Annotated in this window: 17 protein-coding genes; 8 read left to right on the plus strand and 9 right to left on the minus strand. The window is 72.6% G+C overall.

Annotated elements, in window-relative coordinates:
* Nucleotides 1-332 precede the first annotated feature (332 nt).
* The gene (locus DEJ29_RS14495) at nucleotides 333-5,903 is read left to right on the plus strand and encodes a glutamate synthase-related protein (RefSeq protein WP_111094548.1); all 5,571 of its coding nucleotides are present in this window, start codon (nucleotides 333-335) and stop codon (nucleotides 5,901-5,903) included.
* Complete coding sequence (locus tag DEJ29_RS14500) at nucleotides 5,900-7,690, plus strand: sulfite reductase subunit alpha (RefSeq protein WP_111094510.1); 1,791 nt, start codon at nucleotides 5,900-5,902, stop codon at nucleotides 7,688-7,690. The genes DEJ29_RS14495 and DEJ29_RS14500 overlap by 4 nt, the downstream gene beginning before the upstream one ends.
* 426 nt (nucleotides 7,691-8,116) lie before the next feature.
* On the opposite strand, the gene DEJ29_RS14505 is transcribed toward DEJ29_RS14500, so the two are convergent.
* The 4 genes from DEJ29_RS14505 to DEJ29_RS14520 are packed head-to-tail and all read right to left on the minus strand — an operon-like array spanning nucleotide 8,117 to nucleotide 11,073.
* Nucleotides 8,117-8,512 carry a DUF7882 family protein gene (locus tag DEJ29_RS14505; protein WP_111094509.1) on the minus strand — a complete coding sequence of 132 codons (396 nt, stop codon included), beginning with the start codon at nucleotides 8,510-8,512 and terminating at the stop codon, nucleotides 8,117-8,119.
* 8 nt (nucleotides 8,513-8,520) lie between these two features.
* Nucleotides 8,521-9,696, minus strand: a complete 1,176-nt coding sequence (locus tag DEJ29_RS14510; RefSeq protein ID WP_111094508.1) for an alpha/beta hydrolase family protein — start codon at nucleotides 9,694-9,696, stop codon at nucleotides 8,521-8,523.
* Between the two features lie 4 nt (nucleotides 9,697-9,700).
* On the minus strand, nucleotides 9,701-10,606 hold the full coding sequence (locus DEJ29_RS14515; RefSeq protein WP_111094507.1) for a hypothetical protein: 906 nt from the start codon (nucleotides 10,604-10,606) through the stop codon (nucleotides 9,701-9,703).
* Nucleotides 10,606-11,073, minus strand: coding sequence for a hypothetical protein (locus DEJ29_RS14520; RefSeq protein ID WP_071406096.1), 468 nt, complete (start codon nucleotides 11,071-11,073; stop codon nucleotides 10,606-10,608). The genes DEJ29_RS14515 and DEJ29_RS14520 overlap by 1 nt, the downstream gene beginning before the upstream one ends.
* Before the next feature lie 79 nt (nucleotides 11,074-11,152).
* Here DEJ29_RS14520 and DEJ29_RS14525 point away from each other — a divergent pair, with 79 nt between their 5' ends.
* Both DEJ29_RS14525 and DEJ29_RS14530 read left to right on the plus strand, forming a co-directional pair.
* Complete coding sequence (locus tag DEJ29_RS14525) at nucleotides 11,153-11,536, plus strand: ArsR/SmtB family transcription factor (RefSeq protein ID WP_111094506.1); 384 nt, start codon at nucleotides 11,153-11,155, stop codon at nucleotides 11,534-11,536.
* Nucleotides 11,536-12,519 (plus strand): SRPBCC family protein, encoded by a 984-nt coding sequence (locus DEJ29_RS14530; RefSeq protein WP_111094505.1) that lies wholly within the window; start codon nucleotides 11,536-11,538, stop codon nucleotides 12,517-12,519. The genes DEJ29_RS14525 and DEJ29_RS14530 overlap by 1 nt, the downstream gene beginning before the upstream one ends.
* A gap of 172 nt (nucleotides 12,520-12,691) precedes the next feature.
* Here the strand turns inward: DEJ29_RS14530 and DEJ29_RS14535 are convergent, their stop codons facing one another.
* The 5 genes from DEJ29_RS14535 to mvk are packed head-to-tail and all read right to left on the minus strand — an operon-like array spanning nucleotide 12,692 to nucleotide 17,966.
* Nucleotides 12,692-13,855 (minus strand): hydroxymethylglutaryl-CoA synthase, encoded by a 1,164-nt coding sequence (locus DEJ29_RS14535; protein WP_111094504.1) that lies wholly within the window; start codon nucleotides 13,853-13,855, stop codon nucleotides 12,692-12,694.
* Nucleotides 13,852-14,916 carry a hydroxymethylglutaryl-coenzyme A reductase family protein gene (locus DEJ29_RS14540; protein ID WP_111094503.1) on the minus strand — a complete coding sequence of 355 codons (1,065 nt, stop codon included), beginning with the start codon at nucleotides 14,914-14,916 and terminating at the stop codon, nucleotides 13,852-13,854. The genes DEJ29_RS14535 and DEJ29_RS14540 overlap by 4 nt, the downstream gene beginning before the upstream one ends.
* On the minus strand, nucleotides 14,909-15,991 hold the full coding sequence (locus DEJ29_RS14545; protein WP_111055101.1) for a phosphomevalonate kinase: 1,083 nt from the start codon (nucleotides 15,989-15,991) through the stop codon (nucleotides 14,909-14,911). Before DEJ29_RS14545 ends, DEJ29_RS14540 begins: the two co-directional genes overlap by 8 nt.
* Entirely contained in the window at nucleotides 15,988-16,989 is a 1,002-nt protein-coding gene (gene mvaD, locus DEJ29_RS14550) for a diphosphomevalonate decarboxylase (protein ID WP_071247062.1), read from the minus strand. Before mvaD ends, DEJ29_RS14545 begins: the two co-directional genes overlap by 4 nt.
* Nucleotides 16,983-17,966 (minus strand): mevalonate kinase, encoded by a 984-nt coding sequence (mvk, locus tag DEJ29_RS14555; RefSeq protein ID WP_111094502.1) that lies wholly within the window; start codon nucleotides 17,964-17,966, stop codon nucleotides 16,983-16,985. The genes mvaD and mvk overlap by 7 nt, the downstream gene beginning before the upstream one ends.
* Nucleotides 17,967-18,090: 124 nt before the next feature.
* On the opposite strand from mvk, the gene DEJ29_RS14560 reads away from it, so the two are divergent.
* The 4 genes from DEJ29_RS14560 to DEJ29_RS14575 all read left to right on the plus strand — a co-directional run bounded on the left by DEJ29_RS14560 (nucleotide 18,091) and on the right by DEJ29_RS14575 (nucleotide 21,720).
* Entirely contained in the window at nucleotides 18,091-19,653 is a 1,563-nt protein-coding gene (locus tag DEJ29_RS14560; RefSeq protein ID WP_111094501.1) for a Mur ligase family protein, read from the plus strand.
* 36 nt (nucleotides 19,654-19,689) lie between these two features.
* Nucleotides 19,690-20,160 (plus strand): MarR family winged helix-turn-helix transcriptional regulator, encoded by a 471-nt coding sequence (locus DEJ29_RS14565; RefSeq protein ID WP_181438139.1) that lies wholly within the window; start codon nucleotides 19,690-19,692, stop codon nucleotides 20,158-20,160.
* Nucleotides 20,161-20,295: 135 nt separating this feature from the next.
* Nucleotides 20,296-20,718: an organic hydroperoxide resistance protein gene (locus DEJ29_RS14570; protein ID WP_071406102.1), complete on the plus strand. Its 423-nt coding sequence runs from the start codon at nucleotides 20,296-20,298 to the stop codon at nucleotides 20,716-20,718.
* Nucleotides 20,719-20,745: 27 nt separating this feature from the next.
* On the plus strand, nucleotides 20,746-21,720 hold the full coding sequence (locus DEJ29_RS14575; RefSeq protein ID WP_111094546.1) for a zinc-binding dehydrogenase: 975 nt from the start codon (nucleotides 20,746-20,748) through the stop codon (nucleotides 21,718-21,720).
* Nucleotides 21,721-21,752: the final 32 nt, after the last annotated feature.

Genomic DNA, 21,752 nt, shown 5'->3' on the forward strand with positions numbered 1-21,752 from the left:
CCGGGTTACCCACCCGGTGCAGGGTTGCACGGCGCCCGCGGCACGCCGCACCGTGCGGCGTCGGCCATCCCGTGCCAGGTTGCACGCTCCGTGCAGCGCTACGAACTCGCACCGAGCGTGCAACCTCGCACCAGCCGAACAGACCCGCACGGTGCGACACCGTCACACCCCACGCCACCCGTGTTGCACGGTCGGTATACCAAGCCGTAGCATCGCCCTACCGCACCACCACCCCACAGGGCCCGACTGCCACCATCGGTCTGCCCGCGGCGAGCGCTCCATCGATGCAGCCCGCGCCGTCCGCTGCCGGCAACGCCCCACTGGACCCGCACGTGAACCCCACCTCTTTCGGTCTCTACGACCCTGCCCGCGAATCGAGCGATTGCGGCGTCGGTTTCATCACCCGTCTCGACGGGACGCCGAGCCACGACGTCATCCGCAAGGGCGACGAAGCGCTGTGCTCCATCCCGCACCGCGGCGGCAAGTCCGCCGAGGGTGTCGGTGACGGCGCGGGCGTCAGCATCGACCTGTCGGTGGAGTTCTTCAGCGCCATCACCGGCGAGCAGCTGCGCGCCGGGCACTTCGGCGTCGCGAACTGCTTCGTGCCGAGCGGCGACGGAGCGGACGGCACCGACGAGCGCGCCCGTGCCGAGCAGACCGTCACGGACGCCATCACGGCCGAGGGGTTCGAGCTGCTGCTGGTGCGTGACGTCCCGGTGGACCACTCCGTCGCGCGCCCCGAGGCCGAGCAGTACCAGCTGCCGATCGTGCAGTGGGTCTTCCGTGCTCCGTCCGACTGGGACCGCACCGAGGTCGACGCCGCCGCGAACCGCGCCCTGCTCGCCATCGAGGCGGTCTCCTACGCCCAGGCAGCCGCCGAGCGCGCCGAGCACGCCGCCCTGTACCCGCTGTCGCTCAGCGCCCGGACCCAGATCCTGAAGGGCCGGCTGAACTCCGGCGAGGTGATCGGGTACTTCACCGACCTGCGCGACCCCCGGCACTCGGTGCGGACGCTGTACTTCCACACCCGGTTCTCCACGAACACCGAGCCGCACCCGACGATGGCGCAGCCGTTCCGCCTGATGGCGCACAACGGCGAGCTGAACACCGACCGCAAGAACCGGCTGTCGGACGAGGCGCTCGCGCGGGCCCGCACCCGGAGCATCGTGCGTCCGCCCGGGCAGTCGGACTCGAGCCGACTCGACCAGACCCTGCAGAGCCGCGTGTTCGACGACGGGCTCGAGATCGTCGAGGCCGTGGTCTCGCTCATGCCGCCGGCGTGGGAGAACGACCGTACCCTGACTCCGGACGTCCGGGACATGCTCGAGTACTTCTCGCTGTACGAGGAGAAGAACGACGGTCCCGCCGCCGTGATCTTCAGCGACGGCGACGTCGTCGGCGCCCGCCTGGACCGCCTGGGCCTGCGCCCGCTGCGCACCGTCGAGACGGCCGAGTACCTGATGGTGTCGTCCGAGGCCGGCCAGGTCGAGTTCGACGCCGACGAGGTCGTGCACCGCGGCCGCATCGAGGCCGGCGGCATGCTCGTCGTCGACCACCGCACCGGCACCCGGATGCGCACGGGTGAGGTGCTGCACATGCTCGCGGCCCGCCGTGACTACGGCACCCTGCTCGACGCCGCCCGCGTGAACCTGGACGACGTGCCCGCCCCGGACTACGAGCGCACGACGTCCACCCTGGGCTACGACGGCGACCTGTCGCTCGCGGGTCGGTACGTGGCGTACTCGCTGAACCAGGAGAGCTTCCGGTTCATGCTCGACCCGATGCTGCAGAACGGGTCGGAGCGCATCTCGGCGATGGGCTACGGCAACGCGATCAACGCCCTGAGCGACACCGAGGGCGGCATGGCGAAGTACTTCTCGCAGCGCTTCGCCCAGGTGACGAACCCGCCGCTCGACTCGATCCGCGAGGCCGACGGGATGTCGATGCGCGTGGCACTCGGCGCGAAGCCGGACGGCACGGGCACCACGGGGCGTCAGCTCGTCGTGCAGTCGCCGATCCTCGGGCACCTCGACATGGTGCGCCTGCGCGAGCAGGACATCGTGCCGCTCGAGCGTTTCGACATGCTCTACGTGCCGGTGCCCGCCGACGAGCAGGCCAACGCCGACGCGATGCGCGGCGCGTTGGATGCGCTGTGCGACGCGATCGAGGCGTTCGCGGCGCGCGGTGGCGGGATCGCGGTCGTCACCGACCGCGAGGTGTCGTCGACCCATGCGCCCCTCCCCGTGATCCTGGCCGTGGCCGCCGTCAACCAGCGACTCATCGAGACCGGTCTGCGCCTGCGGGTGTCCGTCGTCGCGGAGAGCGGTCAGCTGCCATCGTCACACCACGTCGCGACCGCGCTGGGCTTCGGCGCCGCCGCTGTGTACAGCTTGAGCGCTCGGCTGCGTGCGGAGGAGAAGTACCCCGCCGCACCCGCACCCGCCGGCGAGCTGACCGCGACCGACCTGGCACTCAAGCAGTTCCGCAAGGCCGCCGAGAAGGCCCTGGCGAAGACCATGGGCCGCGTCGGCCTGTGCACGGCCGAGAGCTACATCGGCGGCGAGTTCTTCGAGCCGAACTACCTCGACACCGGCGACGACGTGCTGGCGCGGATCTTCCCGCACATGCAGGCCCCGGTCGGCGGCGTCGGCTTCGCGCGCATCGCCCAGGCGGCGACGGACTGGCACGAGCGTGCCCGCTCGGTGGCGTCCGAGGGCCAGGTCCCGCTGCTCGGCCTGTTCAAGGAACGCTCCGACGGCGCCGGCCACTCGTTCGGCGTCGCGAGCGTCCGCGGGTTCGGCGGCATGACCGAGGAGCGTCCGGCCTTCGAACGCTCCGGCGACTCGGACGCGCTGCGCCTGCTCACGCTCGGCCAGCTCGACGACTCGTTCGGCATCACCGACGCCGCGTACCGGAACACCGGGTACGACCGGCTGAGCGACGCCGAGATCGACGCGCACCGCATCACGCCGGGCTACGTCACGTTCCTGCAGACGACCCACGACGAGCGGTCCCGCCGTCCCGCCGCGCTCCGCGACGTGCTCGCGCTGCCCGCGGACGTCACCGGCATCGACACTGCCGAGGACTTCGCGCGCGAGCTCGGCCGCTTCTCGACGAGCGGCAACGCCAGCGTCACCGTTCGCGGGCTCTCCGGCTCGCGTCCGTCGGACGACCAGGACCTGCCGGGAGGCACCGAGCGGTTCCGCCTGGAGCTCACGTCGACGGGGACCACGGGTGCACTGCGCCACGCGGCCCTGGCGGACGGCCTCGCGCTGCTCCACCCGGGGCAGATCGACGTCGACGCCGTCGACGACAGCGGGGTGACGCTCCGCGCCACCGGTGCGGCCGTCGCCCTGCTCGCACTGCTGCAGAGCGCCCCGGCGAGCGTCGAGCTCGACGAGGTGCAGCCGGCCCACGAGATCACCCGGACCCTGGCGTCCGGCGCGATGAGCCACGGCGCGCTCGTCGCCACCGCCCACGAGGCCGTCGCACACGGCACGAACATGGTCGGCGGCATGTCGAACAGCGGTGAGGGCGGCGAGCACCACTCCCGCTACGGCACCATCCGCGGCTCGCGCATCAAGCAGTTCGCCTCGGGCCGGTTCGGCATCTGGGCCGGGTACCTCGCCGACCCCATGCTCGAGGAGCTCGAGATCAAGATCGGCCAGGGCGCGAAGCCCGGCGAGGGTGGTCAGCTGCCCGCACCCAAGGTCACGGTGGACATCGCCGCGGCCCGTGGTGGCACGCCCGGCGTCGAGCTGATCTCGCCGCCGCCGCACCACGACACCTACTCGATCGAGGACCTCGCGCAGCTCATCCACGACTGCAAGGCCGCCCGCGTCCGGGTGATCGTGAAGCTCGTCTCGTCCGAGGGCATCGGCACCATCGCGGTCGGCGTCGCGAAGGCCGGCGCCGACGTGATCAACGTCGCGGGCAACACCGGCGGCACCGGCGCCGCGGCCGTCACCAGCCTGAAGTACGCCGGCCGCTCCGCGGAGATCGGCGTCGCCGAGGTGCACCAGGCCCTGGTCGCGAACGGCCTGCGCCAGAAGGTCACGCTCCGCTGCTCGGGTGCGCACCAGACCGGCAGCGACGTCGTCACGAGCGCCCTGCTCGGCGGCGACAGCTTCGAGTTCGGCACGACCGCGCTCATGATGCTCGGCTGCGTGATGGCGAAGAACTGCAACGTGAAGTGCCCGGCGGGCCTGACCACGAACGCCGAGGCGTTCGAGGGCGACCCCCGGGCGCTCGCGCAGTACCTGCTCAACATCGCCCACGACGTGCGGCAGATCCTGGCCCGGCTCGGCCTGCGCTCCCTGCGCGAGGCCCGCGGCCGGACCGACCTGCTGCAGCTCCTGGACCACCCGGCGAGCGTCGGCCGGCTCGACGCCCGTGCCCTGCTCGCCCAGGTGCCCGAGAAGGTCGTCGCGGACCCGGAGTACCTGGAGAAGGACTTCCACACCGACGACGCCCTGCTCGAGCGCGTCCGCACCGCCCTCGTCGACCACGCCCAGGAGCACGTGCTCGTGCACGGCGTGCTGCTCGGCAACGCCGACAAGTCGGTCGGTGGCCAGCTCGGCATCGACCTCGAGCGCCTGCTCAACCACGAGCTCGGCGCCGAGGACGTACAGGGCCTGCCCGCCGTGACGACGGACGACCGCGGACGCCGCCGGCTGGTGGACGGCGCGGTCACGATCCGCACGCAGGGCTCGGCCGGGCAGTCCTACGGCGTCTTCAACAACGACGGCGTCGTGCTCGAGCACACCGGCACCGCGAACGACGGCGTCGGCAAGAGCCAGAGCGGCGGACGGATCATCGTCCGCGCCCCCGGTGGCGGGAGTGCAGAACAGGGCGGCAACGTGCTGGTCGGCAACTTCGCGCTGTTCGGGGCGACCGGTGGGCGCACCTTCGTCGAGGGCGAGGCCGGCGACCGGTTCGCCGTCCGCAACTCCGGTGCGACCGCCGTCGTCGAGGGCCTCGGCGACTTCGGCTGCGAGTACATGACCGGCGGCGCCGTGTTCAACCTCGGTGCGTTCGGCAAGGGCCTCGGCAACGGCATGTCCGGCGGGTTCCTGTACCAGTACGACCCTTCCGGCCAGGTCGCCGAGCGTGCCAGCACGGACTCGCTCCTGGTGTTCCCGGTCACCGACACCGAGCGCGGTGCGTTCCACGAGGCCGCCGCCCGTCTGCTGCTCGAGTGGCACCTCGAGGCGACCGGTTCGGCCCTGGCCGAGCGGCTGCTCGCCGAGTGGGGCACCGCCCGCGCACACGTGTACGTCGGCATGCCCCGCGCCCTGCTGCTCACACAGGACGCCGGCGAGATCCTCGCGGCGGCGACCCGTCCAGAGCTCCTCGACGAGCTCGCGACCTCGATCGCCACCGACAAGCTCCGCGCGTTCAAGCTCGACTACCGCGACCAGCGCACGGTGCTCGACGGCCGTGCCCCGGCGCTCGGCGACCAGGGCGAGGACATGTTCTCGCTGCTGTCGTCGTACACGGTGCTCGGAGTCGCCCAGGACGTCGCCCTCGAGCGCGTCCCGGGTGCGCTCGGCGCCGCCGACCCGCGGGTCGCCGAGGCCGTCAAGAACCTCGTGCTCACCGAGGACTTCTCCGTCAAGCAGCGCGTCGTGAAGTACCTGCGCGGCACGCTCGACCGGTTCGCCGACGACCAGCTCGCCACGCTCATCGCGATCAAGCGGCTCGACGACTACAAGCGCGCGCTCACGCAGCGGAACAACCGCAGCATGGACGCGCCGGGCACCACGGGGTGGATCATGCACCAGAACGCCAAGAACGACGGCCGCGTCCGCGAGGCCCGCTTCGACGAGCTACTCGCCACCGCGGCGCTCGAGGACATCGCCCGCCGTGCACCGCAGGCGCCGACCGAGGCGGTGACCGCGTGAGCCTGCTCCCCCCGACCGGGTCGCTGATCCCCGTCGACGCACCGTTCTCGGCCGCCCAGGAGTCCTGGCTCGCCGGGTTCATCGCGGGCATCGCCGCCGCCGGCAAGAAGGTCGCGGCCAGCGCGCCCACGACGACGATCGACGTGCTCTTCGGCACCCAGACCGGCAACGCCGAGTTCCTGGCCGACGAGCTCGTCGCCGGCGCGAAGGCCCGCGGACTCGGCGGTCGCGCCAGTGCGCTCGACGCCGTCACCCCCGAGCAGCTCGCCGAGATGTCGCACGTGCTCGTCGTCACCTCGACCTACGGCGAGGGCGAGATGCCCGACAACGCCGGGCTGTTCTGGGACGCGGTCCAGGCGAGCACCGTGCCGCGGCTCGAGGGGCTGCAGTACGCCGTACTGGGCCTCGGCGACACGAGCTACGACGAGTTCTGCCAGGCCGGCAAGCTCCTCGACACCCGGTTCGAGCAGCTCGGCGCGACCAGGATCCACGACCGCGTCGACTGCGACGTCGACTTCGAGGACCCGGCCGCGCTGTGGACCGCGGCGGTCCTCGACCGCCTCGCCGCCGAGGCCGGCGCGACGGCCACTCCCGGCGCGACCACGGGCGGTGGTGCCGGCGACGGTGCCGGCGCGACCGGCGGGACGGGCGCGAGTCGTGCCTCCCGGCCGGGGTCGCAGTGGAACAAGCGCAACCCGTACCCGTCGCGCCTGGTCGAGAACCGGCTGCTCTCCTCGCCGCGCAGCGCGAAGGAGATCCGGCACTACGAGTTCGACCTCGGCGACTCGGGCATCGAGTACGCGGCCGGCGACGCCCTGGCGGTCGTGCCGGTCAACGACGAGGTCTTCGTGGCGGACCTGCTCGAGCAGGTCGGCGCGAACGGCGGCGAAGCGTTCGACGGCCGGCCGATCACCGAGGTCCTGCGGGCCGACCGTGAGATCCGGACGCCCTCGAAGGACCTCATCGCCGACCTGGTGCAGCGCGCGCCGTCGAGCGAGCTCGCGGCCGTCGTGGCGCACGGCGACAAGCACGAGCTCGACCGCTGGCTCTGGGGACGCGACGTCCTCGACCTGCTCCGCGACGCCGGCCCGGCCGCCCCGGGACTCGACGAGCTGCTGCCGAACCTGCGGCCGCTGCAGGCGCGACAGTACTCGATCTCGTCGAGCCCGCTGGCGCACCCGGACCGCATCCACCTGACCATCGCGTCGGTGCGCTACGGCGACCCGCACCGGATGTACGCGGGAGTCGCGTCGACGTTCCTGGCCGACCGGGTCGACCCGGACGGCACGGTCGACGTCTACCTGCAGCCGAACGCGTCGTTCGGGGTGCCGGCGGACGAGTCGGCCCCGATGATCATGATCGGACCGGGCACCGGTGTCGCGCCGTTCCGCGGGTTCCTGCACGAGCGCGCGGTGTCCGGGGCGACGGGGCGCAACTGGCTGTTCTTCGGTGACCAGCACCGGGACACCGACTTCGTGTACCAGGACGAGCTCACCGAGCTGCAGGAACAGGGCGTGCTCGACCGCCTCGACCTGGCGTTCTCGCGCGACCAGGCCGAGAAGGTCTACGTGCAGACACGGATGCTCGAGCGCTCGGCGGAGCTCTTCGACTGGCTCGAGGACGGCGGCCACGTGTACGTGTGCGGGGACGCCTCACGCATGGCGAAGGACGTCGAGGCCGCGCTGCTCCAGGTCATCCGGACCGGACGCGCGCGCGGCGAGGACGACGCGCAGGCGTACCTGGCCGACATGCGTCGCGCGAAGCGGTACGTGCGCGACGTCTACTGAGCCGCACACGGACGTGACGGCGGATCCGGATCCAGACGTGATGAGTCCGCCCCGGCCACGGAACCCGAATCCGATGGCCGGGGCGGTCCCGGAGGAGCGCCGGTCGATGGGGGCGGACCGGCGAGCCCTGCAGCGTGACGCACGCATCACCGACGCGTGGCGTCGGTGACCCCGAGCAGGGAGTCCCCTGATCCGGGACTCACGTCCCTCGCTCGTCTCGGTCACCGGTGGTTGATCGGCACCGGACTCGCTGTGCGTCACGGGCTGTTCGGGTTCCCCTCCTGCCGCGGACACTGCCAGCACCGGCGCCCTAGCAGGCCGGTGCGGGGGGACGACAGCGAACCGCGGTACGGAAACCGTACGAGGTGTGGAGTTCGGGCGGAACCCGTTGACCCGGATCAGCCCGCTGTGCTACTGCTCCCGTGATCAGCGCGCGGTGCTCCCGCTCGGTGTCCCCGAGGCGTCGTCCGCGTCGCCGGGTGCCACCGCCCGCGACCACGCAGAGTCGGCCGCCGTGCTGGTGTCCGCCGGCTCCGGCGTCAGCACGAGCCCCGACCCGGAGGTGGCCGAGGCGTAGAGGTCCTCGAGCCAGCTGCGGTTGATCGACGGCACCCGGCTGCCGGTGAACTTGAAGTGCAGGCTCACGTCGGGGTGCAGCCAGATCGTGCTGCGACCGTTGCCGTGGACGACGTCGTCCTTCCACGAGAACGCGAAGCGGTGGTCACGCCGGAGCATGTTGACGATGACGATCTGCAGGTGCGTGAGCGCGCGGTCGTCGATCCGCAGGTCGAGCGGTCGGCCGTCGTAGATGAGCTGCCCCATGGCTCCTTCTACTCCTGCGCTCCGGTGTGCGCGAGACCAGACGCCCAGGTGGTGATGGTGCGGTCGAACCAGACGGCGTCGACGTTGCGCTCCCAGGCGTGCTCGGCCGGCTTGCTGACCGCCAGGGTCACCGTGCCGGGGTGGGCGTCGGCGAACTCCTGACTGGCCGAGAACGGCACCGTGGTGTCGCCGGTGGAGTGGATGAGCAGGGTCGGTGGCAGCTGTCGGGGTGCGCGCAACCAGGACAGCGCGCGCACGTCGACCGGCGACCGCAGCCCCACCGTCCGGCAGAGGACCGGCGTCGCCATCGCCCCGAGGGCAGCGCCCACCACAGGGCCGGGCAGCCCCGCGCGACGGGCCTGGGACCGGACGGTGACGGCCCAGTCCAGTGCCGGGGCGACGAGCACGATCCCGGCCAGGCAGCCACGGTGCGCCGAACGGGCGAGGAGTTCGTGTGTGATCGTCGCGCCCATCGACCACCCCACGATGACGAGCCGTTCGGCGCCGTTCGCGACGGCGTGGTCGAGCGCCACTTCGACGTCCGCCCACTCGCGAGCTCCGAGGTGTGAGGCCCGGCCCTCCCACGGTGCCTCGCCGTCGCCGCGGAACGACGGGACGATCGAGGTCCAGCCGAGTTCGAGCGCCGCGGGGACGGTCCGGAGCGCGGTGACCCGGGTCGTCCGGATCCCGTGCACGTGGACGGCCCAGGTGCGGGCGGCCACGGGGTCGGGGCGCCCAGCGCCGCCGGGCCCCGGCCGCACCACCCACGCGGGCGCCGGCCCCACCGGCGTCGGCAGCGACACCTCGGACCAGTCGACCTCCATCGCCGCCGGGTCCGGGTGCACGTGCCCGCTCCACCGCACCCGCGACGACACGGCGCCGGTCGTCCGCACCACGGCCCGGCGCACGAACCCGGCGGCTTCGTCGACCTCGAGCACCGGCCCGACGGTGGTGTGCCCCGGGCCGTCGTGCCACAGCCCGTACTCCCCCGGCCGCACGGTGTCGTCGGTGATCGGCAGCCGGACGGAGTCCGCGTCGGACTCGAGCACAGGCGTCCACCGGTCGCCACCGGGCAGCACGATCCTGCCGACGACCTTCCGCAGGACGACCAGGACGACCAGCCCGATCAGACCCACCGCCGCCAGCACCACGAGCGCTCCGAGCACCCACCACACGATCGTCACGCCGTCATCCTCCGAGGCTCCGGGTCAGGGTCCGTTCGGCCGACCGCACCTGCGCGAGTTCGGCGTCGTCGAGGGTCCGGCCCTGCACCTCGGCGTCGCGGATCGCGATCACCAGGTCGTAGGTCCGGGCCTGCGGGTCCCCCGGCCGCTCGACCGCCCGCACGGCGTGCCGACGGGCGATGCGGCGCAGGCGTCGGTGGTGCCCGCGGTGGCGCAGGTCACGGCCCCACCGCCGGAACGTCAGCGAGGCCATCGCCACGACGATGAGCACGATGCCGAGGTAGAACGGCGGGTCGAAGGCCAGCCGCAGGCCGTCCCGCACCCCGGCCGGGAAGAGTCCGAAGTGGTCGGCGGTGAGCGAGGCGACCTCGTCGACGCTCGCCGCGACGACCAGGGCGAGCCCGACGCGGAACACCACGAGTGCCACCGGGTTCTGCAGCACGCCACGGCGCAGGGTCGTCGCGGCGATCATCCCCACGCCCACCATGTACACCGTCCCGTAGAGCCACATCGGGGTCTGCTCGATCTCGCGCACGATGAAGTGGAAGTCGGTCCCGCCGCGCTCCTCGACCAGCAGGAACGGCACCGTGAAGGCCACGACCACGACGAGCAGCGCCACCGGCCTGGCGAGCACCGGGCGCTCCGGCAGGTCGTCGGTGCTCGCGCGCAGCATCAGCCAGAACGCGACGGTCGCGCAGACGTTCTGCACCAGGTTGATGAGGTTCGAGCCGCCCAGGGCACCGTCGAGCACCGGCTGCGGCACGACGCTGCCGAGGGTCAGGAGCCCCAGCGCCCCGACGCCGGTGGCACCCCAGGCCGCCCGACCACGGGGGTTCCGCAGCACGTACGGCGTGCGGGCGAGGAAGATCAGCGCCGCGAACCAGAAGGCCGCGGCGTGCAGGACGGCCATCAGCCGTAGGCCCGCTCGTCCGCGCCCGTGGCCCCGGCGAGCAGGACGGTCGCGAGCTCGTAGGCGAACCGTTCGGCGAAGTGCTCGTCGTCGTCGGAGATGCTCACGAGCCCGGAGTCGGCGTCGAGCGCGCGACGGCAGACGTGGCCCCCGGCGGCGAACTCGGCGACGGACGACGCGGTCGGTGTGCCGACGTCGCCGTGCACCAGGTGCCCGAGCTCGTGCAGCACGCAGTGCATGCGGTAGAGCGGCGGTGCGTCGGCCGGTACGAGCACCAGGTTCTCGTGCTCGAACTGCGACACGAGCGCGGTGAGCGGACCCCAGCTCGGCCCGTCGACGTCGACGACGCGTGTGGGCTTGCCGACCATCCGACCGACGCCGGTCACCACGTCGGACAGCTGTGGCGCACGGGGCAGGGTGGCGACGAGGGCACGGACGGCACCGGACGCACCCAGCTGCTCCGCCATCGCCCCTCCGATCTCCGCGGCAAGACTACCGGCAGGTCCCCCTTGTGGACGAGACCGGCCGGACGTAACCTACAACCAAATGGTTGTACGAATCGAACTGTCCGACGCCGAGGTCGACCGGGTGTTCCACGCACTGGCCGACGCGACCCGTCGTGACATCGTCCGGCGCACGCTCGTCGGGTCGTCGTCCGTGAGCGAGCTCGCGGACGCCTACTCGATGTCGTTCGCCGCCGTCCAGAAGCACGTCGCCGTCCTCGAGGGAGCCGGACTCGTGAGCAAGGAGGCCCGCGGCCGCACCCGCATCGTGCGCGCCGAGCCGGAGCAGCTCGACCGGATCCGTGATCTCCTCGACGCCTACGGCCGCCTCTGGCACACCCGGATGGACCGCCTCGGCGACGTGCTCGACGGCGACGCGTCCGGACACCCAGCACCAGACGACACCCGACGACACCAGGAGCGATGATGCCCACCACGTCCGTCCACACCGATCCCGACACCCTCTCGATGACCCTCGTCGCCGAGTTCCCCGTCCCCGTCGAACGCCTCTGGGCCGCCTTCGCCGACCCGCGCCAGCTCGAGCGGTTCTGGGGACCGCCCGGGTTCCCCGCGACCTTCACGACGTTCAACCTGCGCCCCGGCGGCCGCGCCGACTACCGGATGACGTCTCCGCAGGGCGAGCGGTTCCACGCCGTCTGGCAGGTCACGGAGGTCGACGAGCACCGTCGCATCGTCTTCCGCGACCTGTTCACCGACCCGCAGGGCACGGTCGACGAGTCGCTCCCCACCAGCGAGACCGTGTTGTCGTTCGGGCCGGCGGACGACGGCTCTCGGGTCACCGTGGTGTCCTCGTTCGCCTCGACCGCCGACCTCGACGCGATGCTCGAGATGGGCATGCTCGAGGGCTACCAGCAGGCGTTCGGCCAGCTCGACCGGGTGCTCGCCGACCTGCGCGAGTGGGCCCTCGGTGCGGGCACCGAGACCGAGGTCCTCGACGACACCCACGTCCGGATCACCCGGGCGTTCGCGGCACCGCGGCACCTGCTCTGGCGGGCGCACACCGAGCCCGACCTGGTGCGCCGGTGGCTGCTCGGCCCCGACGGGTGGGAGATGACGGTGTACGAGAACGACCTGACCCCGGGCGGCGTGTTCCGGCAGGCCTGGGCGCCGACGGGTGACACCGAGGGCGAGCCCTTCGGGTTCGAGGGCGAGAACCTCGTCGTCGAACCGGAACGCCGGATGGTGTCGACCGAGCGCATGACCGGGGCGCCCTTCCCACCGAACACGAACGACCTGCAGTTCGACGAGGACGACGGCGTCACGCTCATGACGCTGCTCGTCACCTACCCGGACCGGGAACAGCGGGACATGATCCTCGCGACCGGCATGACGGAGGGCATGGAGGCCAGCTACCAGCGGCTGGAACGCGAGGTCCTGTCCGCAGCGTGACCAGCAGACGGACGGGAGGCCCGTGGCGGCGCCGCCACGGGCCTCCCGTCCGTCCCGAGCAAGCGACAGATCCCGGCGCACGATCCGGCTCCGGTCCCCGAGAGCGACAGATCCCCGCGGATGTTCCGCGGGGATCTGTCGCTTTCGCGAGGGGCTGGTGGGCGCAGGCCGGCTACTCCGGCTGCGCCGACGCTTCGTAGTGCCGAGCGCCGCCGCGCACGCCCGCGAAGCGGAACGGCGCGGTCGTGACGCGCGGACGCTCGACGTCCTCGCTGGTGGCGGCACCCGCGGCGTGCAGCGCGCGGTACGCGTCGACCGTCAGCGGGACCCGCGCCTCGAGCAGCGACCGCACGCGACCCGCACGGCGGTGCTCGCGGTAGTCGGGCCGGACGGTGCCGGTGATGAGCTCACCGACGCTGCCGGAGCCGTAGCTGAACAGGCCGAGTCGCTCCCCCGCCAGGTCGTCGTCCAGGTCGAGCAGTGCTGCGAGCCCGATCCAGAGCGACGCCGTGTAGGTGTTGCCGGTCTGCCGGTTGTAGGTGAACCCGATCGCCAGGTCGGCCTCGTCGAACGGTGCGCCGACGTGCTGCGTGAGCTTGCGGTGCGCCTTGATCGCCATCTTGGTGAAGGGCTGGTGGTGCACGAACCGGGCGATGTCGTCGTACGCGGGGCCGCCCTGTTCCGCCAGGTCGTCCCAGGCACCGACGAACGCGTTGACGTACGCGCTCACCGAGAGCCGACCGTCGACCAGCGCGGTGGAGCGGTCGTTCGGGCGCCAGAAGTCGTCGACGTCCGCCGTGTAGACGCCCGCCGCCGGCTCGATCTCGATCAGGTCGGGGTCGGCGGACACCAGGATCGCGGCGGCACCGGCACCCTGGGTCGGCTCGGCAGGGGTGTCGACGTCGTACCGGGCGACGTCGGCGGCGATGACGAGCACCCGCTCGTGCGGGGCGCGCGCGACGATGCCGAGTGCGAGCTGCACCGCGGCCATCCCGCCGTAGCAGGCCTGCTTCAGCTCGACCACGCGGACGGCCTTCGGCAGCCCGAGCAGGCCGTGCACGTACACGCCGGCGGCCTTCGACTGGTCGACGCCGGACTCGGTGGCGAACAGCACCGTGCGGATGCCCTCGACGCTGTGCCGGTCGATGAGCTCCTTCGCGGCGGCGGCGCCCATCGTGACGATGTCCTCGTCGGGAGCGGGCACGCTGAAGGCGTCCTGCCCGATGCCGACGTGGTACTTCGCCGGGTCGACGCCGAGCCGCTCGGCCAGGTCGTCGAGCTCGAGCACGTGGTGCCCGGTCGCGATCGCGATGTCGTGGATGCCGACGCCGGTCATGCGGCACCCCCTGCGGGCTTCGTGCCGCGGCGTTCCATGGCGACGTGGGCAGCCATCAGCTCACCCGGGTTGGTCTGTGCGGCGAGGAGCGAGAGCTCCCCGCACAGGACGGTCGCGGCGCACAGGGCGGCGAGGCGGCGGGCGTTCCCGCCCGGCTCACGCTCCTGTCGGCAACCGAGGCGCATCAGGGCGTCCTCGACGACGGGCAGGTCCCCGCCCTTGCCGTTGCCGACCGTGCCGACGATCAGGTGCGGCAGCGAGGTCGCGAAGTACAGGTCGCCGTCGCGGTCCTCGGCGCTCGTGATGCCCTGCGAGCCCTCGACGATGTTGGCGGCGTCCTGCCCGGTGGCCAGGTAGAAGCCGAGCAGCATGTTCGCGTAGTGCGCGTTCGCCGAGCGGATGGCCCCGGCGATCGTCGACCCGATCAGGTTCTTCGCGATGTTCAGCTCGACGATGCGCGCGGTGCTCGACCGCAGGCGCTTCTCGACGACCTCGCCGGGGATCACGATCTCGGCGATGGTGTTGCGGCCGCGGCCACGGATGCCGTTCACCGCGGTGGCCTTCTTGTCGGTGCAGAAGTTGCCCGAGACCGAGACGTACCGCAGGCCCGGCTGCCAGTCCAGGATCGCCGGCAGCAGCTTGTCCGCCGCCTGCGTGACCATGTTGTGGCCGGAGGCGTCGCCGGTGGTGAACGCGAAGCGCAGGAACAGCAGGTCCCCGACGATCTCCGGGTGCACCTCGATGAGCTTGGCGAACCGGCTCTGCCCGGACACGATCGCGGCGAGCTCGTCCTGGCGCGCGAGGATCTGCCCCGCGGCGACGTGGGCTGCTGCGGCGCTGTCGGCACGGACCACGACGGAGCGGGTCATGCGCTCGTCGACGACGGTCGCGACGATGCCGTCCTCGACCATCCGCGAGATGCGGGCGCCGCGGCCGACGGACGGCCAGAGCGGCGACTCGTAGGTGGCGAGGGGGACCTCGTGCTCCCCCTGCACGGCGTTGCCGCTGACGCGGATCGGGCCGACCCACTTGGTGGGGATCGGTGTGAGCAGGTCACTCATCGAGGGCTCCTTCTGGTGCTCGCACCGCGACGCTGAGGTGTCTGATGTCGTGCGCCTCCCAGGCGCGGTGGATGCCGGCGGGGTCGGTGTCCGCCGGGACGAGCGCGATGCCGCAGTCGCCGCCGCCGGCCCCGGACGGCTTCGCCGCCCCGCCCGCCGCCTCGACGACGTCGCACAGGGTCGCGAGCCGCTCGGTCTCGATCTTCGACCCGACCGAGTCGCCGAGACGCTGCAGCAGCCCACGGGCGCGTCGGAGGGCACCGAGCGTGCGCTCGGCGTCGCCGGTCTGGAGGCCCGTGGTCAAGTCGTCGACGGCGCTGCGGCTCTCGTCGAGGAACGCCTGGTACCCGCCGTTGCGGTGCCGACGCACCACGTCGACGAGCTTCGTGGTGGACGCGGGCGAGCCGGTCCAGCCGACGAGCAGCTGCAGGTTCTCGGGGGCGGGCAGCCGCTGGACGTCGAAGCCGTCCCACGCGTCGGTGTCCGTCAGGATCGCGGACACGGCGTGGTCGCCGAGCATCGCGGCGAGGCGCTCGCGGTCCGGGGCGCTGTAGCGCAGCCAGCCGCCGAACGTGCTCGCGGCGAGGTCGCCGCCGGAGGCCCGCGGGTTCACCCGGATGGTGGCGAGCAGGGCGACCTGGAAGCGCTGGCGCTGCGTCAGGCCGATGCCGTAGAAGCGGTCGAGGGCGCCGACGGTGGCGACGGTGACCGCGGCCGAGGACCCGAGTCCGAACTTCCGGCCGCTGGCGTCGTCGAGCTGGCTCTCGATGCGCAGGTCGTGGAACCGCGGGGCGATGCCGTGCTCGGCGCGGAGCTTCTCGACCAGGTCGATCGTGGCCATCACGTAGTCGTAGGGGTGGTGCTCGCGGTCGAGCGCCAGGCCGTCCTCGGCACGGGTCCACGTGAGCGGCAGGTGCCCGTACTCCTCGGAGTGCACGCTGCCCGCGCCGTGGCCCTCGCGCACCTTCGCCGTGATGGCGCGGTCGAGGGCGATCAGGACGGACGGCTGGCCCGGCTCGACGACGGCGTACTCGCCGGCGACGAACAGCTTGCCGTGTGCACGGAACTCGATCACTGCGCGGACTCCTTCTGGTCGGGATTGCTCCCGATCTCTTCGGAGCGGAGCACCCGCGCGGCAGGTCCGGTGCCGGACTCGATGACGTCCCCCAGCGACGCGAGCGCCCCGGCGACGGCCGCCCGGTCCTGCGGCTTCGTGAGCACGACGACGTTCGGGCCCGCGTCGGCCGTGGCGTAGGCCTCGGTGCCGCCGGCACGCAGCTCGGCGACGGCGTCGAACACGGCGACGCTGCGGGCGTTGAGGTAGCGGATCGGCGGGAACGCGCCCTCGATCGTCGCGTGCATCCGGAGCGCGTTGCTCTCGGTGATCTCGCCGATGCGGGTGAAGTCGCCGGCCGCGCAGGCCGTGAGCATGTCGCCGACGGTCTCGGTCGTCGAGGTCACCCAGGCCGGGTAGAAGGGCGACGTCGCGATGGTGCGGCGCATGGCCTCGCGCGACCCGATCGGCTTCGGGCCGGCGTCGATCGTGACCACGACCATCGCCATCGGCGGGGCCGGGATCGGCTCGGCGAAGGAGCCCTGGTCGTCGCCGGCGTGCCAGACGGCGACACCGCCGGGGATCGAGCGCGTGGCCGAGCCGGAACCGCGACGGGCCAGACGGGACAGGTCGCGCGGCGACAGGTCGAGGCCGTAGGCCGCGGCGGCGGCGGTCGCCAGGGCGGCGAAGCCGGACGCGCTCGAGGCCAGCCCGGCACCGGTCGGTACGGTGTTCTCGGACACCACCGACGCCCGCTCGGACGACCCCGCGAGCTCGCGCACCAGGTCGAGGAACTGCTGCACGCGCACCAGCGCACCGTCGTCGACGACGTGACCGTTCAGCGTGAACGCATCACGGGCCTCCCGTCCGCCGTCCACCGTGACGGTGGTCGTCGTCGGGAACACGTCGAGCCCCATCGAGACGCTGCCCGTGGCGGGCAGCGCGAGCTGCGCGTCCGCCTTCCCCCAGTACTTGACGAGGGCGATGTTGGGGTGCGCGACGGCGGTGGCTGTCAGCAAGCGCGGGCTCCGATCGTGGTGGTCCAGGTGGCTGCGGCCCCTGCGCCGCGGAGTGCGGCCGCGATGCGGTCCGCGTGGTCGTCGTCCGCGGCGAGCGCGAGGACGCACCCGCCCCGCCCGCCGCCGGTGAGCTTCGCGCCGAGGGCGTCCGCAGCACGTGCGGCGTCGACGAGCCGGTCCAGGTCGTCACTCGACACGTCGAGTGTGCTGAGCAGGTCGTGCGCGGCGTCCATGGTGGCACCCAGAGCCTGGGCATCGCCGTCCTCGAGTGTCCCCCGTGCCCGACGGGCGAGCGCACCGATCCGGTCGATCACGGCGCCGACACCGACCGGGTCCTGGTCGTGGCGGGCGCGGACGGCCGAGACGGCCTCGCGGGTGTGCCCGGGAACGCCGGTGTCCGCGACGACGAAGGTGAACCGGGCGCCGAGCGTGACGGGTTCGATCTGCCCGCCCTCGAACCAGACCGGCGCGGACGCGACGACGCCCCGGGCGTCGAGGCCGGACGGTCGGCCGTGGGCGACGCGTTCGCACTCCTGGATGAGCTCGTGGTGGGTCTCGACGTCGAGGGTCTCGCCCAGGGCGTCGGCGACGGCTGCGGTCACGGCGGCGGCGACCGCGGCGCTCGAGCCCATGCCGCGGGCGGTCGGGACCTCGCTGTCGACCCGGACGTGGAAGTGGCGGTCGGTGACCCCGAAGTGGCGCAGGGTCGCGGTGACGGCGGTGACGGTCGGCATCACGGCCGCGGGTGCGAGGTCGAGGGGGCCGGTGTGCACGGTCGACTGCAGGCTGTGACCGGGCTGCTCGGCGTCGGCGGCGACCGGGGTGACCGTCGCCACGACCCGTGCGTCGAGCACCGGCAGGACGAGAGCGGGTGCGCCGTAGACCACGGCGTGCTCACCGATCAGGATCGTCTTGCCGTGGGACGACGCCGATCCGTTGCCGGGGGTCGTGGTGTTGTCGAGGTCGCTGCTGCTCATCTTGGGTCACGTCAGCCTAACCGTCCGGGTCGTCGGCGTGTTCGTCGTGCGCTGCGGGCGGACCTGGGACGCCGTTCCGCTAGCGCGGCGCACCATCGGGGTCCGCCCACGACGAGGAGCCGCGATGCCGCACGCCTTCCGACCGGACCGGCCGCGCCCGGTCCGACTCGACGTGCTTGCCCGAGCGCTCGGTGTCGACGGTCCCGGTGCCGGCGCGGTCCCGGTGGCCGGCCTGGCGCTCGCCACCGACGAGCTCCGGCCGGGGATGCTGTTCGCCGCGCTCCCCGGCCGCGTCGCACACGGCGCGCAGTACGCCGAGGTGGCGCGCGACGCCGGTGCCGCCGCGGTGCTGACGGACCCCGACGGGCAGGCCGCGGCGCGACGGAGCGGGCTGCCGGTCGTCGTGGTGCCGGAGGTCCGTGCACGCCTGGGCGCCGTCGCACGGCTCCTCGCCGGCACGGAGTCGCTGCCGTTCCCGCTGTTCGGGGTGACCGGCACGAACGGCAAGACCTCGACGGTGCACCTGCTCGACGCCCTGATGCGTCGGCTCGGGTGGCGGTCGGCGATCAGCAGCACGGTGGAGCGCCGTGTCGACGACGAGTCGCTGCCGAGTGCGCTGACGACACCGGAGGCCCCGGAACTGCACGCGTTCCTGGCACGCGCCGCCGAACGCGGGGTCGACGGTGCCGCGCTCGAGGTGAGTGCGCAGGGCCTCTCCCGCCACCGCACCGACGGCGTCGTGTTCGACGTGGCGGGGTTCACCAACCTGTCGCACGACCACCTCGACGACTACGCGGACATGGACGAGTACCTGGCGGCCAAGGCCCTGCTGTTCACGCCGGCTCGGTCGCGCGCCGGCGCGGTGTCGCTCGATTCCCCTGCCGGTCGCCGGATTGTCGAGCGGGCGACGGTCCCGGTCACGACGATCTCGACCGAACCCGCGGCCGGGGCCGACTGGACCGTCCTGGTGCGGGAGCAGCGGCCCGACGGAACCCGGTCGACCCTGACCGCACCGGACGGCACGACGTTCGACCTGGACCTCCCGCTGCTCGGCGTGCACATGGCGGCGAACGCGGGGCTGGCGGTGGCGATGCTCGCGACCGCCGGGGTGCCCGTCGCAGCACTGCTCGACGCGACCGAGGGCCGTCTCGACGTCGTCGTCCCCGGGCGGATGGCGGACGCATCGGCGGCGACCGGCCCTCGCGTCTTCGTGGACTTCGCGCACACCCCGGACGCGTTCGCGAAGAGCCTGCAGGCGGTGCGGGCGTTCGCACCGGGCCGGGTCGGGATCGTCCTCGGCGCGGACGGCGACCGGGACCCGAGCAAGCGGTCGGCGATGGGCGCGGGGGCGGCCGAGGCGGCCGATGTCGTCATCGTGGCCGACCACCACCCGCGGTTCGAGGACCCGGCCCCGATCCGGGCGGCGATCCTCGACGGTGCGCGGGCGAGCGGGCACGAGGCGCTGGTCGTCGAGGAGCCGGACCCGGCGCGGGCGATCCGCCGGGCGATCGCCGAGGTCGGTGACGACGGGGTCGTGTACTGGGCCGGCCCGGGCCTGACCGACTACCGGGACGTCCGCGGGGTGCACGTGCCCTACTCGTCGTTCCGGGATGCCCAGGCCGCACTCGCCGAGGCGGGGCACCTGCCCGGCGCCCGCTGTGAGCTCGCCTGCGAACCGTCGATGTAGGTTGCACACAACTTGGTTGCGTGACAGTGTGGACGCATGCCCGTGACCGACGAGATGGTGTGCTTCTCCCTCTACGCGGCGTCCCGCGCCACCACGCAGGCGTACCGCACGATGCTCGAACCCTGGGGTCTGACGTACCCGCAGTACCTGGTGCTCGTCACCCTGTGGGTCGAGGGCGACCAGACCGTCTCGAGCCTCGGGGAACACCTGCAGCTCGATTCCGGCACCCTCTCGCCGCTGCTCCGCCGCATGGAGCAGAGCGACCTGGTCCGCCGAGAGCGCCGCAGCACCGACGAGCGCGTCGTGACGGTGACCGTCGGCGAGCGCGGCCGCGAACTGCGCTCCGAGCTCAGCGGCATCCCCGCGCGCATCGCCGCCGGGATGGGCCTGGCCGACGAACGTGCCGCCGCCGAGCTCATCGCGACGCTGCACCGGCTGACCGAGACGATGCACGCGGCGGCCGACCCCGAGCGCGACGCCACCGGCGCTGGCGCCGTTTCGCGCTGAGCGACGCCTCACGCCCACGTGCGCCCGTGGACTGTCGCTGAGCGCGAGAGCACGCCGCACGCGAGCACCCCAACGCACCGCCCACCAACGCAGTGCGCACCAACTTCACGATCCGCCCCACAAGGAAGGAACCCCATGGAAACCCTCTACACCGCCGAGGCCCTGGCCACCGGCGAAGGCCGCAACGGCCACGTCGCCACGAGCGACGGCACGGTCGAGTTCGACCTCGCCATCCCGAAGGAGATGGGTGGCTCCGGCAACGGTGCCAACCCCGAGCAGCTCTTCGCCGCCGGCTACGCCGCGTGCTTCCACTCCGCGCTGCAGGGCGTCGCCCGCAGCCAGAAGGTGAAGATCACCGACTCGTCCGTCGGCGGCCGCGTGTCGATCGGCCCGAACGGCAACGGTGGCTACCAGCTCGCCGTCATGCTCGAGGTCGTCATCCCCGGCCTGGAGCACGACCAGGCCCAGGCCCTCGCCGACGCGGCCCACCAGGTCTGCCCGTACTCGAACGCGACCCGCGGCAACATCGACGTCACCATCGTCGTCTCGGAGGACTGACCCATGAGCACCACCACCCCCACGACCATGCGCGCCGTCGTCCACGAGACGTTCGCCGAGCCCGCCGACGTCCTCGAGGTGCAGGAGCGCCCCGTCCCGACGCCCGGCGCCGGCGAGGTCCTCGTCCGCACGGTCCTCTCCCCCATCCACAACCACGACCTGTGGACCGTCCGCGGCACCTACGGCTTCAAGCCGGAGCTCCCCGCCGCATCGGGCACCGAGGCACTCGGTGTCGTCGAGGCACTCGGCGAGGGCGTCACGAACCTGCAGGTCGGCCAGCGCGTCGCCGGCGGTGCCTTCGGCGTATGGGCCGAGTACTACACCGCGAACGCCGCCGGCCTCGTGCCGGTGCCGGACGCGATGTCCGACGAGGCCGCCGCCCAGCTCGTGTCGATGCCGTTCAGCGCCATCAGCCTGCTGCACTCGCTCGACCTGCACGAGGGCGACTGGATCATCCAGAACGCCGCCAACGGTGCGGTCGGACGCATGGTCGCCCAGCTCGGCGCGGCCCGCGGCATCAACGTGATCGGACTCGTCCGTCGCGCCGCCGGTGTCGACGAGCTCCGCGAGCAGGGCATCGAGCGCATCGTCGCCACGGACGCCGACGACTGGCAGGACCAGGTCGCCGCGATCACCGGTGGCGCCCCGATCATCGCCGGCGTCGAGTCGGTCGGTGGCAAGGCCGCCGGCGACATCGCGTCCGTTCTGGGCGAGAACGCCACCCTCGTCGTCTTCGGCGCGATGGCGTCGCCGACGCTCGAGATCCCGTCGGGCAAGGTCATCTTCGGCCAGCTCACCGTGAAGGGCTTCTGGGGCTCCGTCGTCAGCAAGACGATGCCGGCCGAGACGAAGGGGCAGCTCTTCGGTGAGCTCATCACCCGCGTGCTCGACGGCTCGCTGACGCTCCCCGTCGCCGAAACATTCGCCTTCGAGCAGGTCCGCGACGCCGTGCGCGCCAGCGACACCGCCGGCCGCGTCGGCAAGGTGCTCCTGCGCCCGTAGCGCGACCACAGAACGGACGGGAGGCCCGGTGC

Source organism: Curtobacterium sp. MCPF17_021 (genome assembly GCF_003234605.2).
GTDB classification, from domain to species: Bacteria; Actinomycetota; Actinomycetes; order Actinomycetales; family Microbacteriaceae; genus Curtobacterium; species Curtobacterium flaccumfaciens.

Bases quoted from the DNA above. Each gene is read 5' to 3' on its own strand.
- DEJ29_RS14520 (WP_071406096.1), bottom strand. From the start codon at position 11,073: ATGGCGGAGCAGCTGGGTGCGTCCGGTGCCGTCCGTGCCCTCGTCGCC.
- DEJ29_RS14530 (WP_111094505.1), top strand. From the start codon at position 11,536: ATGCCCACCACGTCCGTCCACACCGATCCCGACACCCTCTCGATGACC.
- DEJ29_RS14575 (WP_111094546.1), top strand. From the start codon at position 20,746: ATGCGCGCCGTCGTCCACGAGACGTTCGCCGAGCCCGCCGACGTCCTC.
- DEJ29_RS14540 (WP_111094503.1), bottom strand. From the start codon at position 14,916: ATGAGTGACCTGCTCACACCGATCCCCACCAAGTGGGTCGGCCCGATC.
- DEJ29_RS14505 (WP_111094509.1), bottom strand. From the start codon at position 8,512: ATGGGGCAGCTCATCTACGACGGCCGACCGCTCGACCTGCGGATCGAC.
- DEJ29_RS14560 (WP_111094501.1), top strand. From the start codon at position 18,091: ATGCCGCACGCCTTCCGACCGGACCGGCCGCGCCCGGTCCGACTCGAC.
- DEJ29_RS14525 (WP_111094506.1), top strand. From the start codon at position 11,153: ATGGTTGTACGAATCGAACTGTCCGACGCCGAGGTCGACCGGGTGTTC.
- mvk (WP_111094502.1), bottom strand. From the start codon at position 17,966: ATGAGCAGCAGCGACCTCGACAACACCACGACCCCCGGCAACGGATCG.
- DEJ29_RS14535 (WP_111094504.1), bottom strand. From the start codon at position 13,855: ATGACCGGCGTCGGCATCCACGACATCGCGATCGCGACCGGGCACCAC.
- DEJ29_RS14570 (WP_071406102.1), top strand. From the start codon at position 20,296: ATGGAAACCCTCTACACCGCCGAGGCCCTGGCCACCGGCGAAGGCCGC.
- DEJ29_RS14515 (WP_111094507.1), bottom strand. From the start codon at position 10,606: ATGGCCGTCCTGCACGCCGCGGCCTTCTGGTTCGCGGCGCTGATCTTC.
- DEJ29_RS14565 (WP_181438139.1), top strand. From the start codon at position 19,690: ATGCCCGTGACCGACGAGATGGTGTGCTTCTCCCTCTACGCGGCGTCC.